General features: G+C 65.5%; 17 protein-coding genes and 2 tRNA genes. 11 read left to right on the top strand and 8 right to left on the bottom strand.

The genetic code is table 11. The features are described from left to right. Positions 1–31: 31 nt before the first annotated feature. The 3 genes from rplI to rpsF are packed head-to-tail and all read right to left on the bottom strand — an operon-like array spanning position 32 to position 1,270. Complete coding sequence (gene rplI, locus ACU0B3_RS10950) at positions 32–661, bottom strand: 50S ribosomal protein L9 (protein ID WP_446260890.1); 630 nt, start codon at positions 659–661, stop codon at positions 32–34. Positions 662–673: 12 nt separating this feature from the next. After that, positions 674–901, bottom strand: coding sequence for a 30S ribosomal protein S18 (gene rpsR, locus ACU0B3_RS10945; RefSeq protein WP_005982441.1), 228 nt, complete (start codon positions 899–901; stop codon positions 674–676). A gap of 15 nt (positions 902–916) precedes the next feature. Further along, positions 917–1,270 (bottom strand): 30S ribosomal protein S6, encoded by a 354-nt coding sequence (gene rpsF, locus ACU0B3_RS10940; RefSeq protein WP_446260889.1) that lies wholly within the window; start codon positions 1,268–1,270, stop codon positions 917–919. A 309-nt stretch (positions 1,271–1,579) separates the two neighbouring features. Between rpsF and ACU0B3_RS10935 the strand changes: the two genes are divergently transcribed. From ACU0B3_RS10935 to ACU0B3_RS10920, 4 genes are all read left to right on the top strand, one after another. Beyond that, complete coding sequence (locus tag ACU0B3_RS10935; protein WP_446260888.1) at positions 1,580–1,915, top strand: hypothetical protein; 336 nt, start codon at positions 1,580–1,582, stop codon at positions 1,913–1,915. A 284-nt stretch (positions 1,916–2,199) separates the two neighbouring features. After that, positions 2,200–3,126 (top strand): ACP S-malonyltransferase, encoded by a 927-nt coding sequence (gene fabD / locus ACU0B3_RS10930; RefSeq protein WP_446260887.1) that lies wholly within the window; start codon positions 2,200–2,202, stop codon positions 3,124–3,126. Positions 3,127–3,220: 94 nt separating this feature from the next. Further along, positions 3,221–3,958 (top strand): 3-oxoacyl-[acyl-carrier-protein] reductase, encoded by a 738-nt coding sequence (fabG, locus tag ACU0B3_RS10925; protein WP_446260886.1) that lies wholly within the window; start codon positions 3,221–3,223, stop codon positions 3,956–3,958. A 176-nt stretch (positions 3,959–4,134) separates the two neighbouring features. Further along, on the top strand, positions 4,135–4,365 hold the full coding sequence (locus tag ACU0B3_RS10920) for an acyl carrier protein (RefSeq protein ID WP_446260885.1): 231 nt from the start codon (positions 4,135–4,137) through the stop codon (positions 4,363–4,365). Positions 4,366–4,485: 120 nt separating this feature from the next. Here ACU0B3_RS10920 and ACU0B3_RS10915 read toward each other — a convergent pair. Both ACU0B3_RS10915 and ACU0B3_RS10910 read right to left on the bottom strand, forming a co-directional pair. Further along, positions 4,486–4,559, bottom strand: a tRNA-Gly gene (locus ACU0B3_RS10915). A gap of 47 nt (positions 4,560–4,606) precedes the next feature. Continuing rightward, entirely contained in the window at positions 4,607–7,039 is a 2,433-nt protein-coding gene (locus tag ACU0B3_RS10910) for a GcvT family protein (protein WP_446260884.1), read from the bottom strand. A 103-nt stretch (positions 7,040–7,142) separates the two neighbouring features. Here ACU0B3_RS10910 and ACU0B3_RS10905 point away from each other — a divergent pair, with 103 nt between their 5' ends. Beyond that, complete coding sequence (locus ACU0B3_RS10905) at positions 7,143–8,648, top strand: trimethylamine methyltransferase family protein (RefSeq protein WP_446260883.1); 1,506 nt, start codon at positions 7,143–7,145, stop codon at positions 8,646–8,648. Between the two features lie 70 nt (positions 8,649–8,718). After that, on the top strand, positions 8,719–9,366 hold the full coding sequence (locus ACU0B3_RS10900; protein WP_446260882.1) for an aquaporin: 648 nt from the start codon (positions 8,719–8,721) through the stop codon (positions 9,364–9,366). Between the two features lie 89 nt (positions 9,367–9,455). On the opposite strand, the gene ACU0B3_RS10895 is transcribed toward ACU0B3_RS10900, so the two are convergent. Continuing rightward, entirely contained in the window at positions 9,456–10,451 is a 996-nt protein-coding gene (locus ACU0B3_RS10895; protein WP_446260881.1) for a sterol desaturase family protein, read from the bottom strand. A gap of 108 nt (positions 10,452–10,559) precedes the next feature. Between ACU0B3_RS10895 and gph the strand changes: the two genes are divergently transcribed. Next, positions 10,560–11,201, top strand: a complete 642-nt coding sequence (gph, locus tag ACU0B3_RS10890; protein WP_446260880.1) for a phosphoglycolate phosphatase — start codon at positions 10,560–10,562, stop codon at positions 11,199–11,201. A gap of 64 nt (positions 11,202–11,265) precedes the next feature. Here gph and ACU0B3_RS10885 read toward each other — a convergent pair whose 3' ends face one another. Beyond that, positions 11,266–12,471 carry a calcium-binding protein gene (locus ACU0B3_RS10885; protein ID WP_446260879.1) on the bottom strand — a complete coding sequence of 402 codons (1,206 nt, stop codon included), beginning with the start codon at positions 12,469–12,471 and terminating at the stop codon, positions 11,266–11,268. A gap of 350 nt (positions 12,472–12,821) precedes the next feature. On the opposite strand from ACU0B3_RS10885, the gene ACU0B3_RS10880 reads away from it, so the two are divergent. Continuing rightward, entirely contained in the window at positions 12,822–13,850 is a 1,029-nt protein-coding gene (locus ACU0B3_RS10880; protein WP_446260878.1) for an AbrB family transcriptional regulator, read from the top strand. 196 nt (positions 13,851–14,046) lie between these two features. Here ACU0B3_RS10880 and ACU0B3_RS10875 read toward each other — a convergent pair whose 3' ends face one another. Then, the gene (locus tag ACU0B3_RS10875; protein WP_446260877.1) at positions 14,047–16,371 is read right to left on the bottom strand and encodes a DUF1989 domain-containing protein; all 2,325 of its coding nucleotides are present in this window, start codon (positions 16,369–16,371) and stop codon (positions 14,047–14,049) included. 262 nt (positions 16,372–16,633) lie between these two features. Here ACU0B3_RS10875 and ACU0B3_RS10870 point away from each other — a divergent pair, with 262 nt between their 5' ends. From ACU0B3_RS10870 to ACU0B3_RS10860, 3 genes are all read left to right on the top strand, one after another. Next, complete coding sequence (locus ACU0B3_RS10870) at positions 16,634–18,073, top strand: aldehyde dehydrogenase family protein (RefSeq protein ID WP_446260876.1); 1,440 nt, start codon at positions 16,634–16,636, stop codon at positions 18,071–18,073. A gap of 93 nt (positions 18,074–18,166) precedes the next feature. Beyond that, a tRNA-Leu gene (locus ACU0B3_RS10865) sits at positions 18,167–18,252 on the top strand. A 930-nt stretch (positions 18,253–19,182) separates the two neighbouring features. Then, positions 19,183–22,083 (top strand): Hint domain-containing protein, encoded by a 2,901-nt coding sequence (locus tag ACU0B3_RS10860; protein WP_446260875.1) that lies wholly within the window; start codon positions 19,183–19,185, stop codon positions 22,081–22,083. The last annotated feature ends 191 nt before the right edge of the window (positions 22,084–22,274 follow it).

The raw sequence follows: 22,274 nt of genomic DNA, 5'->3' as shown, positions 1-22,274 counted from the left end.
CGGCCTTTCATAATCTTACTGATACCCTAAATCAGGCTTCGTCTTTAGTCTCTTCGCCCTCGGCGGCCTCTTCGGCGGCCGGTGCCAGCTCTTCGTCGTCCGATGCGGCGGAGCCGATGTCGTCGAAGAGTTCGGCGATCTCGAATTCAGCCTGCGCCTCTTCCTCGGCGGCGAGTTCCTGGATGGACTTGCCGGAGGCTTGCAGCTCGGCCTCTTCGGGCGAGCGCGCGACGTTCAGCGTGATCTCGCAATCGACCTCGGGGTGTAGGGTGATCAGCACGGTGTGCAGGCCCAGCTCCTTGATCGGTTGCTCGATGATCGCCTGCTTGCGGTCGATCGAGTAGCCCTCTGCGGTCGCGGCATCCGCCGCATCGCGCGTGGTGACCGAGCCGTAGAGGTTGCCGCCGTCCGACGCCTGCCGGATGATGACGAACTGCTGACCGCCCAGACGATCGGCCATCGCCCCTGCCTCTTTGCGGGTCTCGAGGTTGCGCGCCTCGAGCTGCGCCTTGCGCGCCTCGAAATCGGAGATGTTCATCTCCGACGCGGTCAGCGCCTTTTTCTGCGGCAGAAGGTAGTTGCGCGCGTAGCCGGGCTTGACGTCGACGACGTCGCCCATCTGGCCCAGCTTGGCCACGCGTTCCAGAAGGATCACTTGCATTGCAATGGCTCCTTATTTCACGGCGTAGGGCAGCAGAGCCAGAAAGCGCGCGCGTTTGATTGCACGGGCCAGCTCACGCTGCTTTTTCGCCGAGACGGCGGTGATGCGGGAGGGCACGATCTTGCCGCGCTCGGAGATATACCGTTGCAGCAGGCGCGTGTCCTTGTAGTCGATCTTGGGTGCATTGTCGCCCGAGAAGGGGCAGACCTTGCGGCGGCGGAAAAACGGTTTTGCAGCCATCTGTCTTGTCTCCTCTTAACGGCGCTCGCGGCGCCCGTCGCGCTCGTCACGTTTCTGCATCTGGACGGACGGGCCCTCGGCGTGCTCGTCGACCTTGATCGTCAGAACGCGCATCACATCGTCATGCAGGCGCATCAGGCGCTCCATCTCCTGCACGGCGCCTGCCGGCGCGTCGGTGCGCAGGTAGGCGTAGTGGCCCTTGCGGTTCTTGTTGATCTTGTAGGCCATCGTCTTGACGCCCCAGTACTCGTGATCGACGAGCTTTCCGCCATTGTCGCCCAGCACGGCGCCGAAGTGTTCGATCAAACCTTCGGCCTGCGTGTTCGACAGGTCCTGGCGGGAGATAAAGACATGCTCATAGAGTGGCATGTGAACTCCATTCGTTATCAAGGCGCGTTTCAAAGCACGGGGCATCCCCTTTGCGTCCCATGCACGAGAGGCCGCGCGGTCAAAAGTCTGCGGCAAAGGGTAGGGGCCTTCTACACGTGCCGCCCATGGGTGCAAGCGTTTAGAAGTCCGGGAGAGGCCCGGCCACAGTTTTGCCGCAAGCGCGCCGGTGAAAAACCGTCAAAGAACCCGACGAAAGCCGGGTTGCTGCCCGCGATGTGCCCGGATTGGCGCCAATCTAGGTAAACGAGCGAGATGACGGGAGTGCTTGCCATGACTGCCATGACTTCCATGACGACTGCCACCCTGCCTTCGGGCACAGCTGCCACGGGGACCGCGATGACCAAAAAGCCGATAACCCGTGCCGTGCTGAGCCAGAAGGCTTTGTTCGAGAGCTACCGCGGGGACGAGTCGCTGCGCCCGCAGCCGGCCCCCGAGCTGACCCAGACCGCGCAGTTCGTGCGCTGGATGGCGCGCATCGTCGGGGTTGCCCTGATGGTCGCGGCGCTGGGCCTCTGGGCGTTTCCGGGCGTCGACTGGACCGCCGAGCTGGCGGTCATCAAGCTGGGCCTGACCTGCTTTTTCACCATCGCCGGTGCGCTGAGCCTGACCGTGCGGAAGAGCTGACGCCTGCGCGTCTCCACCTTCTTACGCTGCTTAGTTCAAAGCGTCCGCCTGACGGCCACGTCAGGCCGCGCCGACCCGCCCCCCTGGGGCGGCGCGTGAACGATTGGTGTATTTGAAACCTGCTGTCATCACTTAGATCGTGGATTTCGGGAGCGACACTCCTTAGAGTCCTCCAGTCTCCCACTCGCCTCCAAACCCACCCCAATCGCCCTTTCCCTTGTTCGCACGCCCGCTCCCGTCTAAGACACGCGGCCAACGAGTGAGCACCAAGAGGGGAGAGCCGCGTGAAGGCTTTTGTGTTTCCGGGGCAGGGCGCCCAGACCATCGGCATGGGCAAGGACCTGGCGGACGCCTATCCCGCCGCGCGCGCCGTCTTTGACGAGGTCGACGAGGCGCTTGGCGAAAAGCTCTCCAGCCTGATCTGGGAGGGTGACATCGAAACCCTCACGCTCACGCAGAACGCCCAGCCCGCGCTCATGGCCACCTCGCTCGCTGCGCTGCGCGCGCTCGAGGCCGAGGGGGTCACGGTCGAAGCCGCCTCCTTTGTCGCCGGGCACTCGCTCGGGGAATATTCCGCGCTCGCCGCTGCCGGCACGCTCACCGTTGCGGACGCCGCGCGCCTCTTGCGCACCCGCGGGCAGGCGATGCAGGAGGCCGTGCCAGTGGGCGTCGGCGCGATGGCGGCGCTCCTCGGGCTCGACTACGACACCGTGCGCGCCGTCGCCGAAGAGGCCGCCGAGGGAGACGTCTGCCAGGCTGCCAACGACAACGACCCGAGCCAGGTCGTCGTCTCCGGCCACAAGGCCGCCGTCGAGCGTGCCGTCGAAATCGCCAAAGCCAAGGGCGCGAAACGGGCAATGCTGCTCCCGGTCTCCGCCCCCTTCCACTGCGCGCTGATGGAGCCGGCGGCCGGCGTCATGGCCCGCGCCCTCGAAGAGGTGGACATGCAGCGCCCCGCGGTGCCTCTGGTGGCCAATGTCGTGGCCGAGGCGGTCTCCGACACCGCAACCATCCGTTCGCTGCTGGTAGAGCAAGTGACCGGCGCCGTGCGCTGGCGCGAGTCGGTGGCGTGGATGGCCGCCGAGGGCGTCACGGAAGTCTGGGAGGTCGGCGCGGGCAAGGCTCTCTCGGGTATGATCCGCCGCATTGACCGCAACATCGCCTGCAAACAGATCGGCACGCCTGCAGACGTGACCGCCGCCACAAGCTGAACCGGGATGGGTGGAACCACCCATCCTACCCCTCAGCGCCTCACCCCGTAGGATGGGTGCTCGCACCCATCCCCGACCACACACGGAGCCTCACATGTTCGACCTTTCCGGGAAATCCGCCCTCGTCACCGGCGCCTCAGGCGGGATCGGCGCCGACATCGCCCGTGCCCTGCACGGCGCCGGCGCTACTGTCGGCCTTTCGGGCACGCGCACGGACCCGCTCGAGGCGCTCGCCGCCGAGCTGGGCGCGCGCGCGCACGTGCTGCCTTGCAACCTCAGCGATGCGGACGCCGTCGCGGCCCTCCCGAAACAAGCCATCGAGGCGATGGGCGCCGTCGACATCCTCGTGAACAACGCCGGAATCACGCGCGACAACCTCTTCATGCGGATGTCGGACGAGGAATGGCAGTCCGTGATCGACGTGAACCTCACCGCCACGATGAAGCTCTGCAAGGGCGTCCTGCGCGGCATGATGAAGGCGCGCTGGGGACGGATCGTCAACATCTCCTCGGTGGTGGGCGCCACGGGCAACCCCGGACAGGGCAACTACGCTGCCTCCAAGGCCGGCATGGTCGGCATGTCGAAATCCCTCGCCTACGAGGTCGCCAGCCGCGGCATCACCGTAAACGCAGTCGCGCCGGGCTTTATCGAGACGGCGATGACGGACAAGCTGACGGAGGACCAGAAAGGCGCCATCCTCGGCCAAATCCCCGCCGGCCGCATGGGCGCCCCTGCGGAGATCGCCAGCGCCGTGCTCTATCTCGCCAGCCCCGAGGCCGGCTACGTCACCGGCACAACCTTGCATGTGAATGGCGGCATGGCCATGTTGTAGCTACCGCGGGGCGCGCCTTGCGTTTCCGTTTGCCAAGCGCGCTCCCTATGCTATAGGCGGCGCGATCCACGGTGAGGGCGCCCTCGCCGCCACGCCCATCCGGGCCAGAGAGAACACCCCGCGGCCAAGCCGCGGCCAGACCGGGCCAAGCGCCCACCTAGAACGAGGAAAGACATATGAGCGACGTCGCCGACCGCGTGAAGAAAATTGTCGTTGAGCACCTGGGCGTGGACGAAGCCAAGGTGACCGACCAGGCTTCCTTCATCGACGATTTGGGCGCAGACAGCCTCGACACCGTCGAGCTGGTGATGGCCTTCGAAGAAGAGTTCGGCATCGAGATCCCCGATGACGCCGCCGAGACGATCCAGACCTTCGGCGACGCAGTCAGCTTTATCCAAAAAGCCTGAGGCGACACCGCTCCCGCAAACCGGCGGGCGACAGACTTCCCGAAAGGCGGTGCGCTGTGCATCGCCTTTTTTGCTGCGAAGGGCGCTGCTGTGCGAGGCTGAGCTATGCGATGGCAAAGCTGGAGCGGGTAACGGGAATCGAACCCGTAACTTAAGCTTGGGAAGCTCGCGTGATACCTTTTCACCATACCCGCCGCGAGGGGCGTGATAGCCCCGGCGCGGGGCGGGTGCAAGCCTCGGCTCATCCCCGCGGACGCGTCATGCCGGGATCGAAGGGGTTGGGCGCGATCACCTCTGCCGGGATGATGTCGCCGATGAGATCGAGCGTGAGAGGCGTGCCGATCCGGGCCTGCTCTGCGTCGATGAAAGCCAGCGCGAGGTTGAGGCCGGTGCGGTGACCAAAGGCGGCCGAGGTGACCGTGCCGACGACCTCGCTGCCGACCTGCACCGTCGCGCCCGGCTGCGCTTCGCGGTCGGTGCAGGCGATTGAGAGCGTCACGAGGCGTTTCGCCGGGTTTGCGCCAGTTCGCGCTTCGAGCGCGGGTTTGCCAACAAAGTCAGGCTTTTCCATCCGTACGAAGCGGTCCAGCCCGGTCTCGAACGGGGTGAACTCAGTCAGCAAATCCGCCTTCCAGTGCAGGAAACTCTTTTCAAGCCGCATCGACTCCACCGCGCGCGCGCCAAAGAGCGTCAGCCCGTGCGCCGCGCCCGTAGCCCGGAGCGCGCGGTAGGCCGGCACGAGCTGCGCGTTGCGCACGTGGATCTCGTAGGCCAGCTCGCCTGAAAAGCTGACCGACATCACCAGCGCATCGGCGATCCCGACTGTCGCAGGACGCGCCGAAAGCCACGGGAACGCCTCTGCCGACCAGTCGCCCCGCGCCGTTGCCGAGAGCACCTCCCGCGCCTTGGGACCGGCGAGCACCAGCGTCGTGTGAGTCTCGGTCAGAGGTGTCAGGCGCACGTCCTCCCCAGGCGCGATGTGCTGAGAAAGCCAGTCAAAGTCGTGCCCTTCGGCAGCCGCCGCCGACCCGTACCAATAGCGCGGAGCGCCATCTCGGTCTTCTAACCGGGTCAGCGTCGCCTCGCATTTGATCCGCCCCTGACCATTCAGAAGGTAGACAAGCGCGACCCTCCCGACCTTGCTCGGAATCCGCGAGCAGGTCATCCGGTTCAGGAAGGCCGTCGCATCCGCGCCAGTCACCTCGATCCGGGTGAAACCGCTGACCTCCGTGAGACCAACCCCGCTATGCAGCGCCTGTACCTCGGCGGCGATCACCTCGTGCAAATCGGTGCGGCGAAAGCTGTGCGCTTCGACAAAATCCGGGGCAGGGCGCATGTAGTCGAGCCGCTCCCACCCGCTGACTTGCGTCATCACCGCGCCTTCAGCTTCGAGCAGAGCAGTCAAAGGCGTCGTCTTGAACGGACGGCCCGCCGGGCGGTGCTCGTGGGGGAAGTGGAAGCGGAACTCGTTCTGGTATTCCTCGATGGCTTTCAGCGCTGTCAGCTCCACCGAATCGTGCCCGGTGAAGCGGCGCGGATCGAGCCCCCAGGTGTCGTAGACCGCCTCGCCGTGCACGATCTGCTGGGCAAGAAGCCAGCCGTGACCGCCCCCTTCACCCACGCCGGCACGGAGCCCGATGATGCAGAAGGCGTTGCGCTTGCCCGGGATCGGACCCACCAAAGGCGCGCCGTCGAGCGAGTAGGTGATCGGCCCGTTCACCACCGTCTTGATCCCCACCTCCATCAGCGCGGGCATGCGCGCAAAGGCGCCTTCGAGAACATCCGTGATCCGGTCGAGATCATCGGGGCAGAGGTCGTTGGTGAACTTGGGGTCGATCCCGTCCATCCCCCAGGTCCGGCAGTCCTGCTCGTAGAACCCGACCAGCAGCCCGTCCCGCTCTTGCCGGCAATAATAGTCGCTGATCGGACAGCGCAGGAGCGGCATCCGGTGCCCGGCGTCCCGCACTTGCGGCATGTCGTCGGTGACAAAGTATTGATGCTCCATCGACATGACCGGGTGGCGCACGCCCATCATCGCCGCGATCTCGTTCACGCGGTACCCGCCCGCGTTCACCACGATCTCAGCGTGGATCGTGCCGTTCGGCGTCTCCACCTCCCAGCTCATGTCCTTGCGTTGGCGCAGCGCCGTGACCGGCGTGTTGCGATAGACCTCCGCGCCGGCTTTTCGCGCGCGGCGGGCCAGCGCCTGGCACAGCTGCGCGGGGTCGATGTCGCCGTCCATCGGGTCCCAGAGCCCGCCGACGAGGTTGTCCGTCGAGATCAGCGGGTGCCGCCGCGCACATTCGGCGGCGTCGATCACCTCGAACTCGACCCCCATCCCGCGCGCCATCGAGGCAAAGTGGCGGTATCCGTCCATCTGCGCTTCGGTGTTCGCAAGCCGGATGCCGCCGTCGCCGTGGTGGTAGTTGATCGGGTAGTCGGGATCGTTCGCGAGCTCCTGATAGAGCTGGATCGAGTGTGTTTTCAGCCCGACCATCGTCTGGGTCATGCCAAAGTTCGTGACCTGCGCCGCCGAGTGCCAGGTGGTGCCCGACGTCAGCTCGTCCCGCTCGAGCAGGACAACGTCGCTCCACCCTTCCTGCGTCAGATGGTAGAGCGTCGAACATCCCGCGATCCCGCCCCCGATGACCGCCACGCGCGTCTGCGTTTTCATCCTTGCCTCCTCATCCGACTTGCGTTCAGTTGGGAAGCATGAATCGCGTAACGTCAAGCATACAAAGCGGAAATTCCTTTTTCGATTTCCCGAAAGAAGCGCCGTGAGACGCAGTGGCGGGCGCAAGGGACGGCTCGATCACCGCGCCGCTGGTCCCCCGCATCCCTGTCCTCCGGGGCAGCGGGGCGGGCAGTACACGCCTCTGTCCGAGCCGGACCTCAGGGCGATCTACGAGGGGGCTTTGGAGCTTCTCGAGACGCTCGGCATGGGCGAGGTGCCGGACCGTTTGCGCCGAGACCTTGTGGCCGCGGGCGCGTCGGAGGCCGAGACTGGCCGGGTGCTCTATCCCCGCGCTTTGGTCGAGGAGGCGATTGACAAGGCCGCCAAACGCTTTGTCCTGCATGGCCGCGATCCGGCGAGGTCCATAGAGGTGGGCGGCGACGCGGTGCATTTCGGCACGGGCGGGGCGGCGGTGCAGACGCTGGATCTGGAGACCGGGCTTTACCGCCCCTCGACCTTGCAGGACCTGCGTGATTTCACGCGGCTGCAGGACACGCTCGACACGATTTCCTGGTTCACCCGCTGCTGCGTGGCGACCGATATGCCGGACAACTACGCGCTTGATCTCAACACGGTGCACGCGCTGGTCACCCACACGACCAAGCCTGTGGCGACCTCCTTTACTATCGCCGATCACATCGATCCGATCGTGGAGATGCTCGACATTGTGGCGGGCGGGGAGGGGGCCTTTCGCGCGCGCCCCTTCCTCAAGGCGCACATCAGCCCGGTGATCTCGCCGCTGCGGTTTGCCGAGGATGCGGTGGACGTGGTCTATGGGTGTCTGGCGCACAACGTCCCGGTCTCCTGCATCACAGCCGCGCAGTCGGGGGCGACGGCTCCGGCGACCTTGGCGGGATTCCTTGTGCAGTCGCTGGCGGAGACGTTGGCGAGCCTCGTGATGGTGCATGTGATCAAGCCGGGCCATCCGATGGTCTTCTCGAACTGGCCGTTGGTGATCGACCTGCGAACGGGCGCTTTTTCAGGCGGGGGCGGGGAGACCGCGCTCCTCAACGCAGCCTCCGCGCAGCTTTCGAACTGGCTGGGACTGCCCTCGGGTGTGGCAGCCTCCATGACCGACGCCAAGGCCATCGACGCGCAACACGGGATGGAGAAGGCTTTGACCGCGAGCGCGGCGGCGCTGGCAGGGGGCAACCTGATTTACGAGAGCGCGGGCATGACGGCGTCGCTGCTGGGCGCGAGTTTCGAGGCCTTTGTGCTCGATCACGAGATGCATGGCGCGGTCCTGCGGATGTTGCGGGGGATCGAGGTGACGGAGGACACCTTGGGGCTGGACGCCATTCGCAGCGCGGTGCTGGGCGAGGGGCATTTCCTCGGCACCGATCAGACGCTGGCGGCGATGGAGCGGGACTACCTCTACCCTGCATTGGCCGACCGCCTCGCGCCGGATGCCTGGGAGGCCGAAGGGGCGCAGGACGCGTGGGCGAGGGCCAAGGCGCGCGCTCGGGAGCTTCTGGCCGCCCATCACCCGACCTACCTGTCGGAAGAGACGCAGGCACAGATGCACGCGACGTTTGATCTCGCACCCTGAGCCCGTTTGTCACAGAAGTGTCATTCGCCGCGCGTTATTCCCGCGCGTACGGAACGGGACGGGAGCGAACATGCAAAGGCAATTGGCGGCCGAGGGGCTCGGCACCTTCTTTCTGCTCGCAACGGTGGTGGGTTCGGGCATCATGGCCGAGCAGCTGGCGGGCGGGAACGTCGCCATCGCGCTCCTTGGCAACACGATCCCGACGGGTGCCATCCTCGTGGTGCTCATCACCGTCTTTGGCCCTCTGTCGGGCGCGCATTTCAACCCGGCGGTGACGCTGTGCTTTTGGCTGCGAAAGGAGATCTCGGCGCGGCTCGGCGGGCTTTATGTGCTGGCGCAGATCGTCGGCGGGATCGCGGGCGTCTGGGCGGCGCATGTGATGTTCGATCACCCTCTCTTTGACGCCTCGACCACGGCGCGCTGGGGGATCGGGCAATGGACGGGCGAGTTCGTCGCCACCTTTGGTCTCATCGGCACGATCCTTGGCACGCTCAAGGCGCGGGCGGAGATGGTGCCCGTGACTGTCGGGCTCTACATCACGGCGGCCTACTGGTTCACCTCTTCGACATCTTTCGCAAACCCTGCGGTGACGATCGCGCGCGCCTTCTCGGACACCTTTGCCGGGATCGACCCCGCGCATGTGGCCGTCTTCATCGCGGTGCAGCTGGTCGCGGCGGCGATTGCCACCTGGGTGTTCGGCTGGTTGTTGCACGACTGACCGTCGGTGTGGCGCGGAAGGTAGGGTGGGCAGTGCCCACCTTACGCAGGAGAGGAAGCGCGGTCGCGCGATCAGACGCGGCGGCGCGCCTAACCCATGATACGCTTCCGGCGTTCCTTCATCGCCGCATCCGCCTCCAGCGTCCCGTCATGGAACGAGCCGAACACCTTGTCCCACGGCACCTCGAGCGAGCCGTAATTGCACTCGAAATATCGGTGGTGCATCTGGTGGTGAAAGGTCCCGAGCGCCAGCCGCGCCTTGTCGCGCACCACCAGCGCCTCGAACCCGGAATGGGTCGTGGCCGCCGTCAGCGTCAGGTACTGCAAGTGGTAGATGATGTGCACCGGGCCGGCGGGCACGATCCAGTGGATCATCGCCGAACCAAGAAACAGCACATGTTCGACCGGGTGCATCGAAAGTCCAGACCAGGGCCCGATGTTGATGTTGCGGTGGTGCAGCGCGTGCACACGCCGATAGAGCGGCGGCCAGTGCAGCAGGCGGTGGATCCAGTAGAAGTAAAAGCTCTCCCAGATCGGCACGAGAAAGAAGACGAGCACGAACCAGACCGGCGCCATCTCCCACGTGAGCGCCGGGATCCAGCCGTTGGCCATCGCCCAGAAGAGCAGCACCTCGTACCCCGTCCAGACCGTCACACCCGAGCCGAGCGACCAGGCCATGTTGTCGCGCACCTGCCCGCCCCAGGTGAATTGCTTGCCTTTGCGCATGAGCGGGCGCGGGTCGAATTTGAGACGGTCGCCCTGCTTCTTCCAGCGGTGCAGGTAGAGGTGCAGACCGCCCGCGACCGCGGTGAAGAGCACCAGGTTGCGCGCGTAGATCGCGCCGATCCACCACAGCTCCAGCGTCGCCATGCTCTCGAGCGAGGGTGTCAGGAACGCCCAGGTCACAAAGGCGAGTCCCACGAGCAGCAGCTTTTCGGACACCCAGAACCATCGCGACCAGAACCATGCCACGATGTCCCACGGTTTGAACGGGCGGCGGAACACCGGCGAGACCTGCAAGGGCACGCGCGGTGTGTGACTCCAGCCGGGGAGGGCGGGCTCGCGGGGGTCAGGAGTTTCACTCATCGTGTGAGCCTAGAGCGCTTTTGCCCGTGCGCATAGCCCGCACGTCGCTTGACCTCGCCGCTGGTACGTTCACTTTGCGCGCTTCGTATGCACGGGGGGGCCAGTATTATGGCGCGGATCGTCTTTGACCTCGATGGCACGCTGATCGACAGCGCGCCGGACATCCAGGGGATTGCCAACCGCCTGCTGGACGAGGCCGGACGCGCACCTTTGAGCCTTGCGGAGACCAAGAGCTTTATCGGCAATGGCGCGCCCGTCTTAATCGCTAAGATGTGCGGCGCACGGGACCTGCCTGCAGAGGCCGAAGCCGATCTGCTCACTGCGTTTTTGGCGCGCTACGAGAGCGCTTTCGATCTGACGCATCCCTACCCGGGTGTGGTCGAGGTGCTGGCGCAGCTTGGCACCGCGCACCGGCTGGGCATCTGCACGAACAAGCCCAAGGCTCCGACCTACGCGGTGCTTGCGCACCTCGGCCTCGCGCCGCATTTCAAGGTGGTGCTGGGCGGGGACAGCCTGCCGCAGCGCAAGCCCGATCCCGCGCCGTTGCGGGCAGCGTTCGACGCGCTGGGTGCCGGGCCGTGCATCTATGTGGGCGACAGCGAGGTGGACGCCGAAACCGCGCGAAGGGCGGGGGTGCCGTTCCTTCTCTTCACCCACGGCTACCGCAAATCAGAGGTCTCCGCGATCCCGCACACCGCCGCCTTCGACGATTGGAGCGCCGTGCCCGCGCTGGTCGCTGGCCTCACCTGACACGCCAAGGACCGGCGCCGCTCCGCAGGCCGCACCGGTCCTTGTATTCGCAAGCCTACATGCGTCAGGTCACGACGATGTCGTCGAGCCCGAACTCTTCGCCTAGCGTACCCTCGACGAGAATGCGCATGGTAAATTCGCGGCTGCCGTCGTCGTTGGCATAGGTTACGAGCACTTCGCTGTCCTGCAGGTCGTCTGCAACCTGCTGCACCACGATGTCGCCGGTGATCCGCAGGCCGGTGGCCTGGCCTTCGGTATTCAAAAGTTCTTCCTGGATCACGATCTGGTCTGTGCCGAACGCGTAGCCGGTCAGCCGCATCACGGTGCCCGCGTCGTTGTTCTCTGCCGGTCCGTCCTCGTCGTTGACGAACAGGTTCACTTCGTATGTGTCCGTTCCGCCGCCGTTAAAGATCGCGTTGTCCACCGATCCGTCACGCGATGCGTCGGCGATGATGCGGTAGAGGTTCTCATCCGGCCCGCCGTTCAGTCGCGTGCCACTGTCGAACGAAGTGATGGTATCGTCGCCATCCCCGCCGGAGGCAAGAAATTCGGTATTCGTGACGTTGATCACATCATCGCCGCCAAATCCCAAGATGGTCGAGTTCCTGCCCTCAGAGTTGATCGTGTCGTTGCCGTCGTGGCCGTCAATTTCAAATCCATCGGCTGTTTCGTCCAGCTCGAACAGGTCGTCGCCGTCGTTGCCGCGCGCCTCGAGCCCGCCGGAGCCGCCAAGGACAAAGGTATCGTTGCCGTCGCCGCCGTTGGCGATGAACGTTTCACCGACCCCGTTCGTGACGAACAGGTCATCGCCCTCTTCGCCGTCGGCAAAGCCGTCGCCCGCGACCCTGATCGTGTCGTCGCCTTCCTCGCCGGTTGCACGCATGCCTTCGCCGTCTTCGTCGAAGACGATCATGTCATCGCCATCGGTGCCAAAGATGTTCTCGCGGTCGCCAACTTCGATCACGTTGGTGTCAAAAACACCTTCGTCATCATCATCGTCGCCAGCGTCATCGTTCCCGCCCGCGTCGTTTCCGCCGTCGTCGTTGCCCGAGCCTGTGTCGTCACCCGCGTCGTCTCCGGCAGAGCCGCCGGAACCGCCCTCTCCCTCTTCGCCGTCCAGCAGGTCGCCGCCGTCCGTCAGGTCGTCGTTGTCCTGGGCAAAGCCGTCGCCCGAGTCGGTGTCGTTGTCGTCGTCTCCGTCGCCAGAGAAATCGAATGCGGCGGCAAAGACGCCGAGGCTCAAAAGGCCAATCACAAGAAGGACGGACATGGGTGTCTCCGGTCAGTCGGGGGCTTGAAACGCAAGCCGGTGTCGGGGGCCATCGCGGCCGGTTCAGGCGGGTGAGGCGCGGCGTCGCGCCCGTCACACCACGGGAAAGCACCGGCGATACGCGGAACCTTTGGACCGGCGTAGCGCGCAATTGAGGCGTGTTTTTTGCAAAGTCGCGGAAAAGCTGCGGAGCCTTTGCGGCAGAGCCGCGGCCCTGGTCCGTCCAGCGCAACCTGCCGCTCAAAAGCGCCGGGCGGCGCACCTGCGCTCTGGTCAAGCGGTATTCATTTGTATACCGCTGATCTCGTGCCGATACCCTCGCCTACATTCTCCGCCGCAAGGTCCCCGGTTTGAAACCCGTGGTCCTGGCCTTTGTCGTCGCCGGGGTGGGCGTGTGGCTCTTTCACCTTGCGGCGCTGCCACTGCCGTGGCTGCTGGGCCCGATCTTTTCCTGCCTCGCCGCAGCGCTCGCGGGCGTGCCGATGGACGGGATTGCGCCGCTCAACACCACGATGCGCACGATCCTCGGCGTGGCGGTGGGGGCCACGCTCACGCCGGCGGTGCTGGTGACGCTGCCTACGATGTGGCCGACGCTGCTGCTGGTGCCGGTGATGGTGGGGGCGATCGGGCTTGCCGGCGTGCCGTATTTCCAGCGCCTCTGCGGGTACGACTTTCCAACGGCCTACTACGCGACGATGCCGGGCGGGCTGCAGGACATGATCCTTTTCGGCGAGGAGGCGGGCGCCAATGTCCGCCAGCTTTCGCTGATCCACGCCACGCGCGTGCTGGTGATCGTCTCGGTGCTGCCGTTTGCGCTCAAGCTGATCTGGAGCGCCGACCTCAGCCAGCCGCCCGGCGCGCCGACGGCGGACATCCCTCTGGTGCAGTTGGCGATCATGGTGGTCTGCGCCATCGCCGGGTGGAAGATCGCCGCCCGCGTCGGCCTATTCGGCGCGTCGATTCTCGGGCCTTTGATCCTTGCCGGCGCCGCGGCGTCGACCGGGCTCTTGACCTTCCGTCCCCCGGCGGAGGCGATCTGGGCGGCGCAGTTTTTTATCGGGATGACCATCGGCACCAAATACGCCGGGATCACGATGGAGGAAGTGCGCCGCGACCTCATTGCCGGCCTGGGGTTCTGCGCGATCCTGCTGGTGCTGACGTTTCTGGCGGTCGAGGCGGTCTACGGTTTCGGCCTCGCCCCGGGGATGGAGGCGCTTCTGGCGCTCGCGCCCGGCGGGCAGGCCGAGCTAACGGTGCTGGCGCTGATCGTTGGCGCGGATGTCGCCTTTGTGGTGGCGCATCACATGCTGCGCATCTTCGTGGTCATCCTCGGCGCGCCGCTTATGGCGCGGGTCTTTGCGCCGCGGGGAAGGGACTGAGTCGACCGATTTTTGCGTGCCGATTTGACACGGATGAGCACGCGCCGTCCCGCGGGGTGGCGCAATCGCGCCGCCCGTTTTGCCGGAGGCAAACCTACGGTTTGACGGGGGCGGGACGGCGCGGCCTGACAGTGCCTGTCAGGCGGGTGCTTTTGAATTGAGCGATCATCAAACCGAATTGTTTCAGTACACGCCCCTAAGCCCGCGCCTTTTCCCGATTGGGATCGAGGAAGGGCAGGCCAACCACCTCGCAGGGCAGGCGCTTCATATGGCCGTCGAGCTTGCCGACCTCGAGCACTGTCCCGAGCGCCGCGTCCTCGACCGCCACCCGCGCCATCGCGATCGCGTGGCCCAGCTGTGGCGAGGGGCAAGCCGAAGTCACCACCCCCACTTGCTCGCGCCCGACAAACACCGGATCGCCATGCACCGGCGCCTCGTCGCTCGGGAATTTGAGCCCCACCAGCGCGCGCCGGGGCGCCGCCGCGTTGCGTTCCAGCGCCGCCTTGCCGAGGAAGTCGGGCTTTTTGAAGTTCACCGCAAAGCCCAGGCCCGCCTCCATCGCGTCGGCGTCCGGGCCGAACTCGGCGCCGGCGATCATCAGCCCGGCCTCGATCCTGAGCATGTCGAGCGCAGCGCCTCCCATCGGCACCATCCCGTGCGGCGCACCTGCCGCCATCAATGCGTCCCAGATCGTGAGCGCATCCGCCGCGTCACAGAACACCTCGTAGCCCAGCTCCCCGGTAAAGCCCGAACGGCAGAGCATGAACATCGGCCCGTCCCGGTTATGGAGCCGCGCGATGGTGAAGCCGAACCACTTGAGCGCAACGAGGCTCGGACGTGAGGGCTGGGTAAAGACCACCTCCCGCAGGATATCGCGCGACTTTGGCCCCTGCAGCGCGAGGTTGGCCATCCGCGCGCCGGGTGACAGCACACGCGCCTTGAGACCGCGCGCCTCCGCCTGTTCGCGCAAGTGCAGCGCCGAATTCTCGGACCCGCAACACCAGCGGAACGCCGTCTCCTCGAGCCGAAAGAGCGTACCGTCGTCGAGTACCGACCCGCGCGCGTCGCACATCAGCGCGTAAAAGCCCCGGTGCACCGCCAGCTTGCCCACGTCCCGCGTCAGGCACAGCTGCAAGAGCTCCTGCGCGTCCGGCCCGACCACGTCGAACTTGCGCAGGCCCGACATGTCCATCAGCGTCGCGGCCTTCTTGCAGGCCCAGTACTCCTCCACCGCGCCTGTGGCGCCGTACTCCACCGGCATCCACAGATCGCGCGCGACGGCGTAATGCGAGGTCAGCTGCGAGGTGCGGGGGTGAAAAGGCGAATGGGCCGTCATCTTGGCAGCGTCCTTGGGATTGGCCCGCCACGCAACGGCGTGCGGTATCGCGGTGTCTTGCTCGTAGATGCGCACGTGCACATCCGTCGGGTTCCAGCCGTTGATCGGGTCCACATCGTCCGGGCAGGCGGTCGAGACGCACACGAGGTCCGTCAGTGCCTCCATCGCGACGTAATCGCCCGGCCGCGACCACGCCTCGTCCGCGGCGATCTGCGGATGGCTCGGGTCGATCCACGAGTTGAAGAAGAAGTTGATCGCTGGCCAGGCGCGCCGCCTCTGGATCCCATAGGGCTCAAAGGCGTCGCTGATGTTGTCCGAGCAGTTGATGTGACCGGGAAAGCCGCGCTCTTCGTACCCGCGCGCGGTGCAGGCGAGCGCAAAGGTGTCGTGCCGCCCGACGGTGTCCTGCCGCACGGCAAGCAGCGGGCGGATGTCCTGGTCAAAGAACTTGTCGTGCAGCCCCGGGAGGGGATAGGCGCCCCGCACCATCGTGCGCGAGACGGTGCTGTCGATGTACCGCTCGAGCCCCGCATCGAGGCTCGCCGCGCGCATCGCCATGAAGTCCGAGCATTGCTGCCCCTCGACATCGAGGATCTGGATGAACTGGCCCTGCTTGACCTCGTAGGCGCGCGCCGTCGCCCGGTCCACGCGGAACTCGTCCACCACCCGGCCAAGCGGGTCCGGCAGCAGCGCCTCTGCGCCGAGCCCGGCGGGCGGTTTCGCCTCCAGCGTCAGCGCTGCGCCGCCGCCGGTCTCGAGAAATCCCGCCACCTGCGGCAGTCCCAGCACCAGCAGGCAATCCGTGACAGTTCGCGTGACAAATTGCGTGCCGGGCTCGGTCTCGGCATCGAAAAGGTGCAGCGCAACCGCCCGCGCCAGATCGCCGTCCCGCGCCGCGACCCGCGCGCTGAGCTGGCGCATATCGCATCCCGCGCGCGGCAGCGGCTGGCCCAGCTCCTCCGGCACATCGAGGCACGCAAGCCCCGGCGTGCGCGCCTCCGCGCCCAGAGCGCTCAGCCAGGCACCCGCACCCCCGTCGACATTTGTGATGGCAATCGTGGCGCCCGCCGGCACCTCCATCGTTGTGACCCCTCCGTATTGGAGGTCGCGGCGCCAGACATCTGTCCGGCCCAGCCCATCATAGCGCCTGCGCTGCAGGATGGGCGACTGCATGGAACTGAGCACTTTGGCCCCCTTCGCCGCGACCGCCGTCCGGCGGCCGTCGAGTCAGATGTCATGTCACATCCGCTATAGGGTGAAAGGTCGAACGCAACGTCAAGCGCCATTGCGCGCTTTTTCGGAATCCCGCCCGGATCCGCCCTGCCTGCTGTAGCCGACCGGAAACTTTGCAGGCTTTGATCGCGGGCCGATGACAGCGCCGCGCAAACCTGTCAGACCTCGACACCAAGAGGCGGCAGAAGCCGCGGCAAGGAAAGGCTTTGGTCACATGGACAACGCGCGCAACTTTTACATCAACGGAGCCTGGGTGGCGCCGCAGGCTGGCACTGAGTTTGCGGTGATCGACCCCTCAACCGAAGAGCAGATCGAAACGATCTCGCTGGGCGGTCAGGCCGACACCGACGCTGCCGTCGCCGCGGCCAAGGCGGCGTTCCCCAAATGGCGTCTCTCCTCGCGCGCCGAGCGGCGCGAGTTGATGGAGAGCATCCTCAGCGTCTACCGCAAACACTCCGATGCGATGGCCGAGGCGATCAGCGCCGAGATGGGCGCTCCGATCGACATGGCAAAGGTCCAGCAATCCGGCACCGGGACCTACCACCTCGAGGGGTTCCTCGACGCCTTCGACGCCTACGCGTTCGAAGGCCCCCTGCGCCCTGGCGAGGAAGACACCCACATCATCAAGGAACCCATCGGCGTCTGCGCGCTCATCACGCCCTGGAACTGGCCGATGAACCAGATCACGCTCAAGGTGATCCCGGCGCTCGCCACGGGCTGCACGATGGTGCTGAAACCTTCGGAGCAATCGCCTCTGTCGGGCATCCTCTTTACCGAGATCATGCACGAGGCGGGTGTGCCGGCGGGCGTCTACAATATGCTCAACGGCGACGGGCCGGGCGTAGGCAGCCAGCTTTCGGCGCACAAAGACGTCGATATGGTCAGCTTCACCGGCTCTACGCGGGCCGGCAAGGCGATCACGATTGCAGCTGCCGAAACGATCAAGCGCGTTGCGCTCGAGCTGGGCGGGAAGGGCGCGAACATCGTCTTTGCCGACGCCGATCCCAAGGCAGTCAAGCAAGGGATCATCCGATGCTTCAACAACACCGGCCAGTCCTGCAACGCGCCGACCCGGATGCTGGTCGAGCGCTCGCGCTATGACCAAGCGGTGGAGGAGGCCAAGGCCGCTGCCGAGGCAACCAAGGTCAACGCCGCCTCAGAGGAGGGCCGCCACATCGGCCCTCTGGTGTCGGAAATGCAGTTCGGGAAGGTCCAGGACCTGATCCAGAAAGGCATCGACGAGGGCGCGCGGCTTGTGACCGGTGGGGTGGGGCGCCCGGAAGGCCTCAACCGCGGCTTCTACGTCAAGCCGACCGTCTTTGCGGATTGCACGAACGACATGACCGTGATGCGCGAAGAGATCTTCGGCCCGGTCCTTTCGATGATGCCGTTCGACACCGAGGACGAAGCGATCGAGATCGCCAACGACACAGACTACGGCCTGACGAACTATGTTCAGACCACCGACCCCGCCAAGGCCCGCCGCGTGGCGCGCGCAGTGCGCTCGGGCATGGTGGACATGAACGGCAAGGCGCGCGGCGCGGGCTCTCCTTTCGGCGGGATGAAACAATCGGGCAATGGCCGCGAGGGCGGTCACTGGGGGCTCGACGAGTTCGTCGAGGTCCGCGCCATCGGCGGCTGGCCGGTAGAGTAAAGCGGTCTCATTTGCTTCGGGTGGGTGGGTTTTGCGCGTGACATCACCCGCGCGCTTGCCTACACCCACCCTACACGGCGCTGAGGCGCCCGTGCCCAAGTGGCGGAATGGTAGACGCAGGGGATTCAAAATCCCCCGCCTTTGCGGGCGTGCCGGTTCGAGTCCGGCCTTGGGTACCACACTTTCCTCAGTTTGAAGCTTTCGAGTGCGTGTGTAGCGGGCGATCTTTGAACGGATACATTTGAAACGGCGATCCACGCGCCGGCCCGGGGGGTGGCGCAACCGCGCCGCCCGTTTTGCCGGAGGCAAACCTCCGGTTTGACGGGGGCGGGTCATGCCGGAGGCATGCCTTCGGCATGACGCGGCCTGACGTAAACGTCAGGCGGGCGCTTCGATTTAAGCCAACAGCTATAGGGTTCGACGTTGCGCGCTGGAGCTGGCGAGGGCGAGCACCCGGCGATTTGTGTCAAACCTGCGGCATTACCCTTGTGATTCGCCGCGGCGTGGCCCCGATTGACCACTGCCTGAAAACGAAACCGCGCCTGCGGGTTTTTGTTTCGCGATAGGGAACACCGGCCCCGCCGACTTGGGCAGAAAAGTGGCGGGATGGTTAACGAAAGCGCGTTTCAGGCAATGTCCCCACATCGCGATCAATCTTCAAAAATTTGAGCCATTAACATCTCGTTAATCTCGAATGCCGCCGCAATTCTCACGCAAATCGCGAAGTGTTCGCGATCTTGCAACCATGCGTTGAAAATCATGGCAAAAACAAGGCAGCTTTGAGGTCCCCCGCGTCCCGACCGCACCACGATCCTGCCACTTTTCCCTTTGTCCGCGGCACATCTGGTGGCACCACTAAGGACAAGAACCCGCTGGGAGGGTTCGCAAGTCTGCTGGTCACGGGGGCGACCACCACATCATTGTGCACCGTGTGAGGGGTGCGAGACAGGCCGACCCTTCGGCCTTGATGTGGCGGACCGCGCTTGAAGCGCAGTCTTCCACCCGTCTCGTGGACCGATCACCGCACCGTTTTGTCACTGGTGGCCGCGTCGCCGCCACGGCCCATTGCGGCCTGGGGCGTGCCCCGTTGGAGAGAGAGGATCGAAGCTATGGCTGATCTGAATTTGAGCTGGGGGCAATTTGGACCCTACGCCGCCGGGCCGTTCACGCCCGGCACCGTGGACACCGGCGGCATCGCCGTGACCGTGGGTTTCAACCAGGAAGACGAGCATGCCTTTGGCATCACCGTCGAGGAAGAGGTGTACGTCGCGCCCGGCGAGGGCTTCGACCCGAATTCCTCGCTCGAGATCAAGGGCTTCGGCGGTGAGGGCGGCGTCGATGACACCGCGACCACCACCTTCAGCTTTGCCTCGACCGACGCGGCCTTTGCCGACGAAGTGCAAAACGTCTCGTTCCGCCTGAACGACATCGACGGCGGCGCCTTCGACGACCGCTTTGGCGGCCCGTCGTCCACACCCTACAGCGACATCGTTACGATCCGCGCATTCGACGCGGACGGAAACCCGATCCCGGTCACCCTGACCGCCGGCGGCGCCGTCTCGCAATCGGGCGACACGCTGACCGGCTCGGGCGAGAGCTTCTTCAACAACGAAGCAAACTCCGCGCTTGTGTCGATCGCTGGCCCTGTTGCGTCGATCGAGGTCGACTATAACAACGGCGGCGAGGGCAATCAGGTCCTGCTGATCTCGGACGTGTGCTTTTCGACCATCGAGGCGGACGTGAACGAGCCTCCCGTGGCGACGAACGACTCGGCTGAAACCGAACTGGTCACCCCGGTCGAGATCGACGTGCTGACCAACGACAGCGACCCGGACGGCGACACGCTCTTGATCACGTCGGCGACTTCCACAGACGGCACGGTTGTGATCAACGACAATGGACCCGGCGTGCCGCAAACAGTTACGTTCCAGGCCAATTCCGGGTTCGTCGGCGCCACGTCGATTAGCTACACAATCAGCGACGGCAATGGTGGTACCGCGTCGGCCACAGTGGCGGTCAATGTCACGGACCCGGGTCCGGGCAACCGTCCCCCGGTGGCCAACGACGACACCGAGACCTCGGACGGCAGCACGATTGTGATCTTCCCGCTCGGCAATGACACCGACCCGGACGGCGATACGCTCTCGATCACCGGCGCGACCACCGGCGATGGAGCCGTGGTGGACAATGGCGACGGCTCGCTCAGCTTCACGCCCGCGGACGGGTTCGTTGGCGACGCGACGATCGTCTACACGATCACCGACGGCAACAACGCGACCGATACGGGCACGATCACCGTGACGGTGACGGACGAGCCTCCCAGCGACGGCCTGATCGACACCGACATCCTGACCCCGATGGGCGGGGGCGTGGACGCGTTTGCCGGTCTCGACGAGGATCCCGATCCCTTTGACGACCTCGACACGGTCGAAGGCACGTCGGGCGCGGACCTCATCAGCACGGGCGACGATGACGACGTCATCACTGGCCGCCAGGGCGACGACACGATCTTTGCCGGCGTCGATGACGACCAGGTGTTCGGCAACCAGGGCAACGACAGCATCGTCGATGCGCAGGGCGCGGACACGATCGACGGCGGGCAGGGCGACGACACGATCATCGCCGGCGTGGACACGTTCCTCGACGACACCGACGTGGGTGACCCGATCCTGGCAGCGGCCAACCGCACCGTCGACACCAATACCGACGACGGGCGCGACAGCGTGTTTGGCGCCAACGGCAACGACCTGATCCTGACCGGGGATGATGGGGATACAGTGGACGGAGGCCAGGGCAACGACACGATCGACCTCGGCATCGACGACGACCTCGCCTTTGGAGGCGCGGGCGACGACGAGATCACCGGCGGCCACGGCAGCGACACGATCGAGAGCGGCGACGGCGACGACATCATCATCGCCGGCATCGAGACAACCGATCCCGCGCTCGAGCAACTGGACGAGGGCCCGGACGGCATTGCCGGCACCGCCGACGACGACATCAACCCGGACAACGACCGGGACGATGTCTGGGGCGGCAACGGCAACGACACGATCACGACCGGCGACGACGATGACACCATCGGCGGCGGGCGCGGCGACGACCTGCTGGACGGCGGCATCGACGACGACTCCATCGGCGGCGGCGAGGGCAACGACACGATCATCGGCGGCCAGGGCGCGGACACGCTCAATGGCTTCGAGGATCGCGACCTCTTCGTGGGCGGCAACGCGGGCGACGTGATCGACGGCGGCGGCGGCGGAGATGACGTCGACACGCTCGATCTGACGGGCACAGCTCCGGCCGGCGGACGCCTCGACATCACCTTCACCTCCGATGACGGCGAAGACGGCTTTGTGACCTTCTTCGATGCCGATGGCGTCGACACCGGCCGCCTCGTCTTCACCGAGATCGAGAACGTGATCCCCTGCTTTACGCCGGGCACCGTGATCGCAACGCCCCTGGGCGAGCGCCTCGTAGAGGACCTGCGTGAAGGCGACCGGATCATCACCCGGGACAACGGCCTGCAGGAAATCCGCTGGATGGGACGGCGCGATCTGACCGGGCACGAGCTGGCGCGCGACCCGCACCTGCGTCCGATCCTGGTGCAGGCCGGCAGCCTTGGCCCGAACATGCCCGAGCACGACATCGTCGTGAGCCCGAACCACCGGATGCTGGTGGCCAATGACAAGACCGCGCTCTTCTTCGAAGAGACCGAAGTCCTGGTCGCGGCCAAGCACCTGACGGGTCTCGACGGTGTGGACGAGGTCGACACGCTGGGAGTGAGCTACATCCACTTCATGTTCGACCGCCACGAAGTCGTGCTGTCGAACGGCGTGTGGACCGAGAGCTTCCAGCCAGGCGACTACACGCTCAAGGGTATGGGCAACGCGCAGCGCAACGAGATCTTCGAGCTCTTCCCCGAGCTGGAAACGCAGGACGGTCTCAAGGACTATACCGCCGCGCGGCGCGCCCTCAAACGGCACGAGGCAGCGCTGTTGACACATTAGCGCCGAGGGACAGCCAACTAAGCTACACACATCTCGCACGAAGGGGAGCGCGTGCGAAATTAAAGGGGGCGGAGCCGCAGGCTTCGCCCCCTTTTGCCTTGGCAACGCTGGCCTTTTTGCCGGCGATGCCGCATTTGGCCCGGTCTTAAACAAGGCTTAGGCAATAAGACGCAATTGCGGCGCGCCCGCCC

The sequence above is a fragment of the Pseudaestuariivita sp. genome (assembly GCF_052825805.1).
This window is presented reverse-complemented; position numbering and strand designations above follow the sequence as displayed.

Excerpts from the sequence above, each read along its gene's own strand:
- rplI (WP_446260890.1), bottom strand. The coding sequence starts at position 661 with ATGCAAGTGATCCTTCTGGAACGCGTGGCCAAGCTGGGCCAGATGGGC.
- rpsR (WP_005982441.1), bottom strand. The coding sequence starts at position 901 with ATGGCTGCAAAACCGTTTTTCCGCCGCCGCAAGGTCTGCCCCTTCTCG.
- rpsF (WP_446260889.1), bottom strand. The coding sequence starts at position 1,270 with ATGCCACTCTATGAGCATGTCTTTATCTCCCGCCAGGACCTGTCGAAC.
- ACU0B3_RS10935 (WP_446260888.1), top strand. The coding sequence starts at position 1,580 with ATGACGACTGCCACCCTGCCTTCGGGCACAGCTGCCACGGGGACCGCG.
- fabG (WP_446260886.1), top strand. The coding sequence starts at position 3,221 with ATGTTCGACCTTTCCGGGAAATCCGCCCTCGTCACCGGCGCCTCAGGC.
- ACU0B3_RS10920 (WP_446260885.1), top strand. The coding sequence starts at position 4,135 with ATGAGCGACGTCGCCGACCGCGTGAAGAAAATTGTCGTTGAGCACCTG.
- ACU0B3_RS10910 (WP_446260884.1), bottom strand. The coding sequence starts at position 7,039 with ATGAAAACGCAGACGCGCGTGGCGGTCATCGGGGGCGGGATCGCGGGA.
- ACU0B3_RS10900 (WP_446260882.1), top strand. The coding sequence starts at position 8,719 with ATGCAAAGGCAATTGGCGGCCGAGGGGCTCGGCACCTTCTTTCTGCTC.
- ACU0B3_RS10895 (WP_446260881.1), bottom strand. The coding sequence starts at position 10,451 with ATGAGTGAAACTCCTGACCCCCGCGAGCCCGCCCTCCCCGGCTGGAGT.
- gph (WP_446260880.1), top strand. The coding sequence starts at position 10,560 with ATGGCGCGGATCGTCTTTGACCTCGATGGCACGCTGATCGACAGCGCG.
- ACU0B3_RS10885 (WP_446260879.1), bottom strand. The coding sequence starts at position 12,471 with ATGTCCGTCCTTCTTGTGATTGGCCTTTTGAGCCTCGGCGTCTTTGCC.
- ACU0B3_RS10870 (WP_446260876.1), top strand. The coding sequence starts at position 16,634 with ATGGACAACGCGCGCAACTTTTACATCAACGGAGCCTGGGTGGCGCCG.
- ACU0B3_RS10860 (WP_446260875.1), top strand. The coding sequence starts at position 19,183 with ATGGCTGATCTGAATTTGAGCTGGGGGCAATTTGGACCCTACGCCGCC.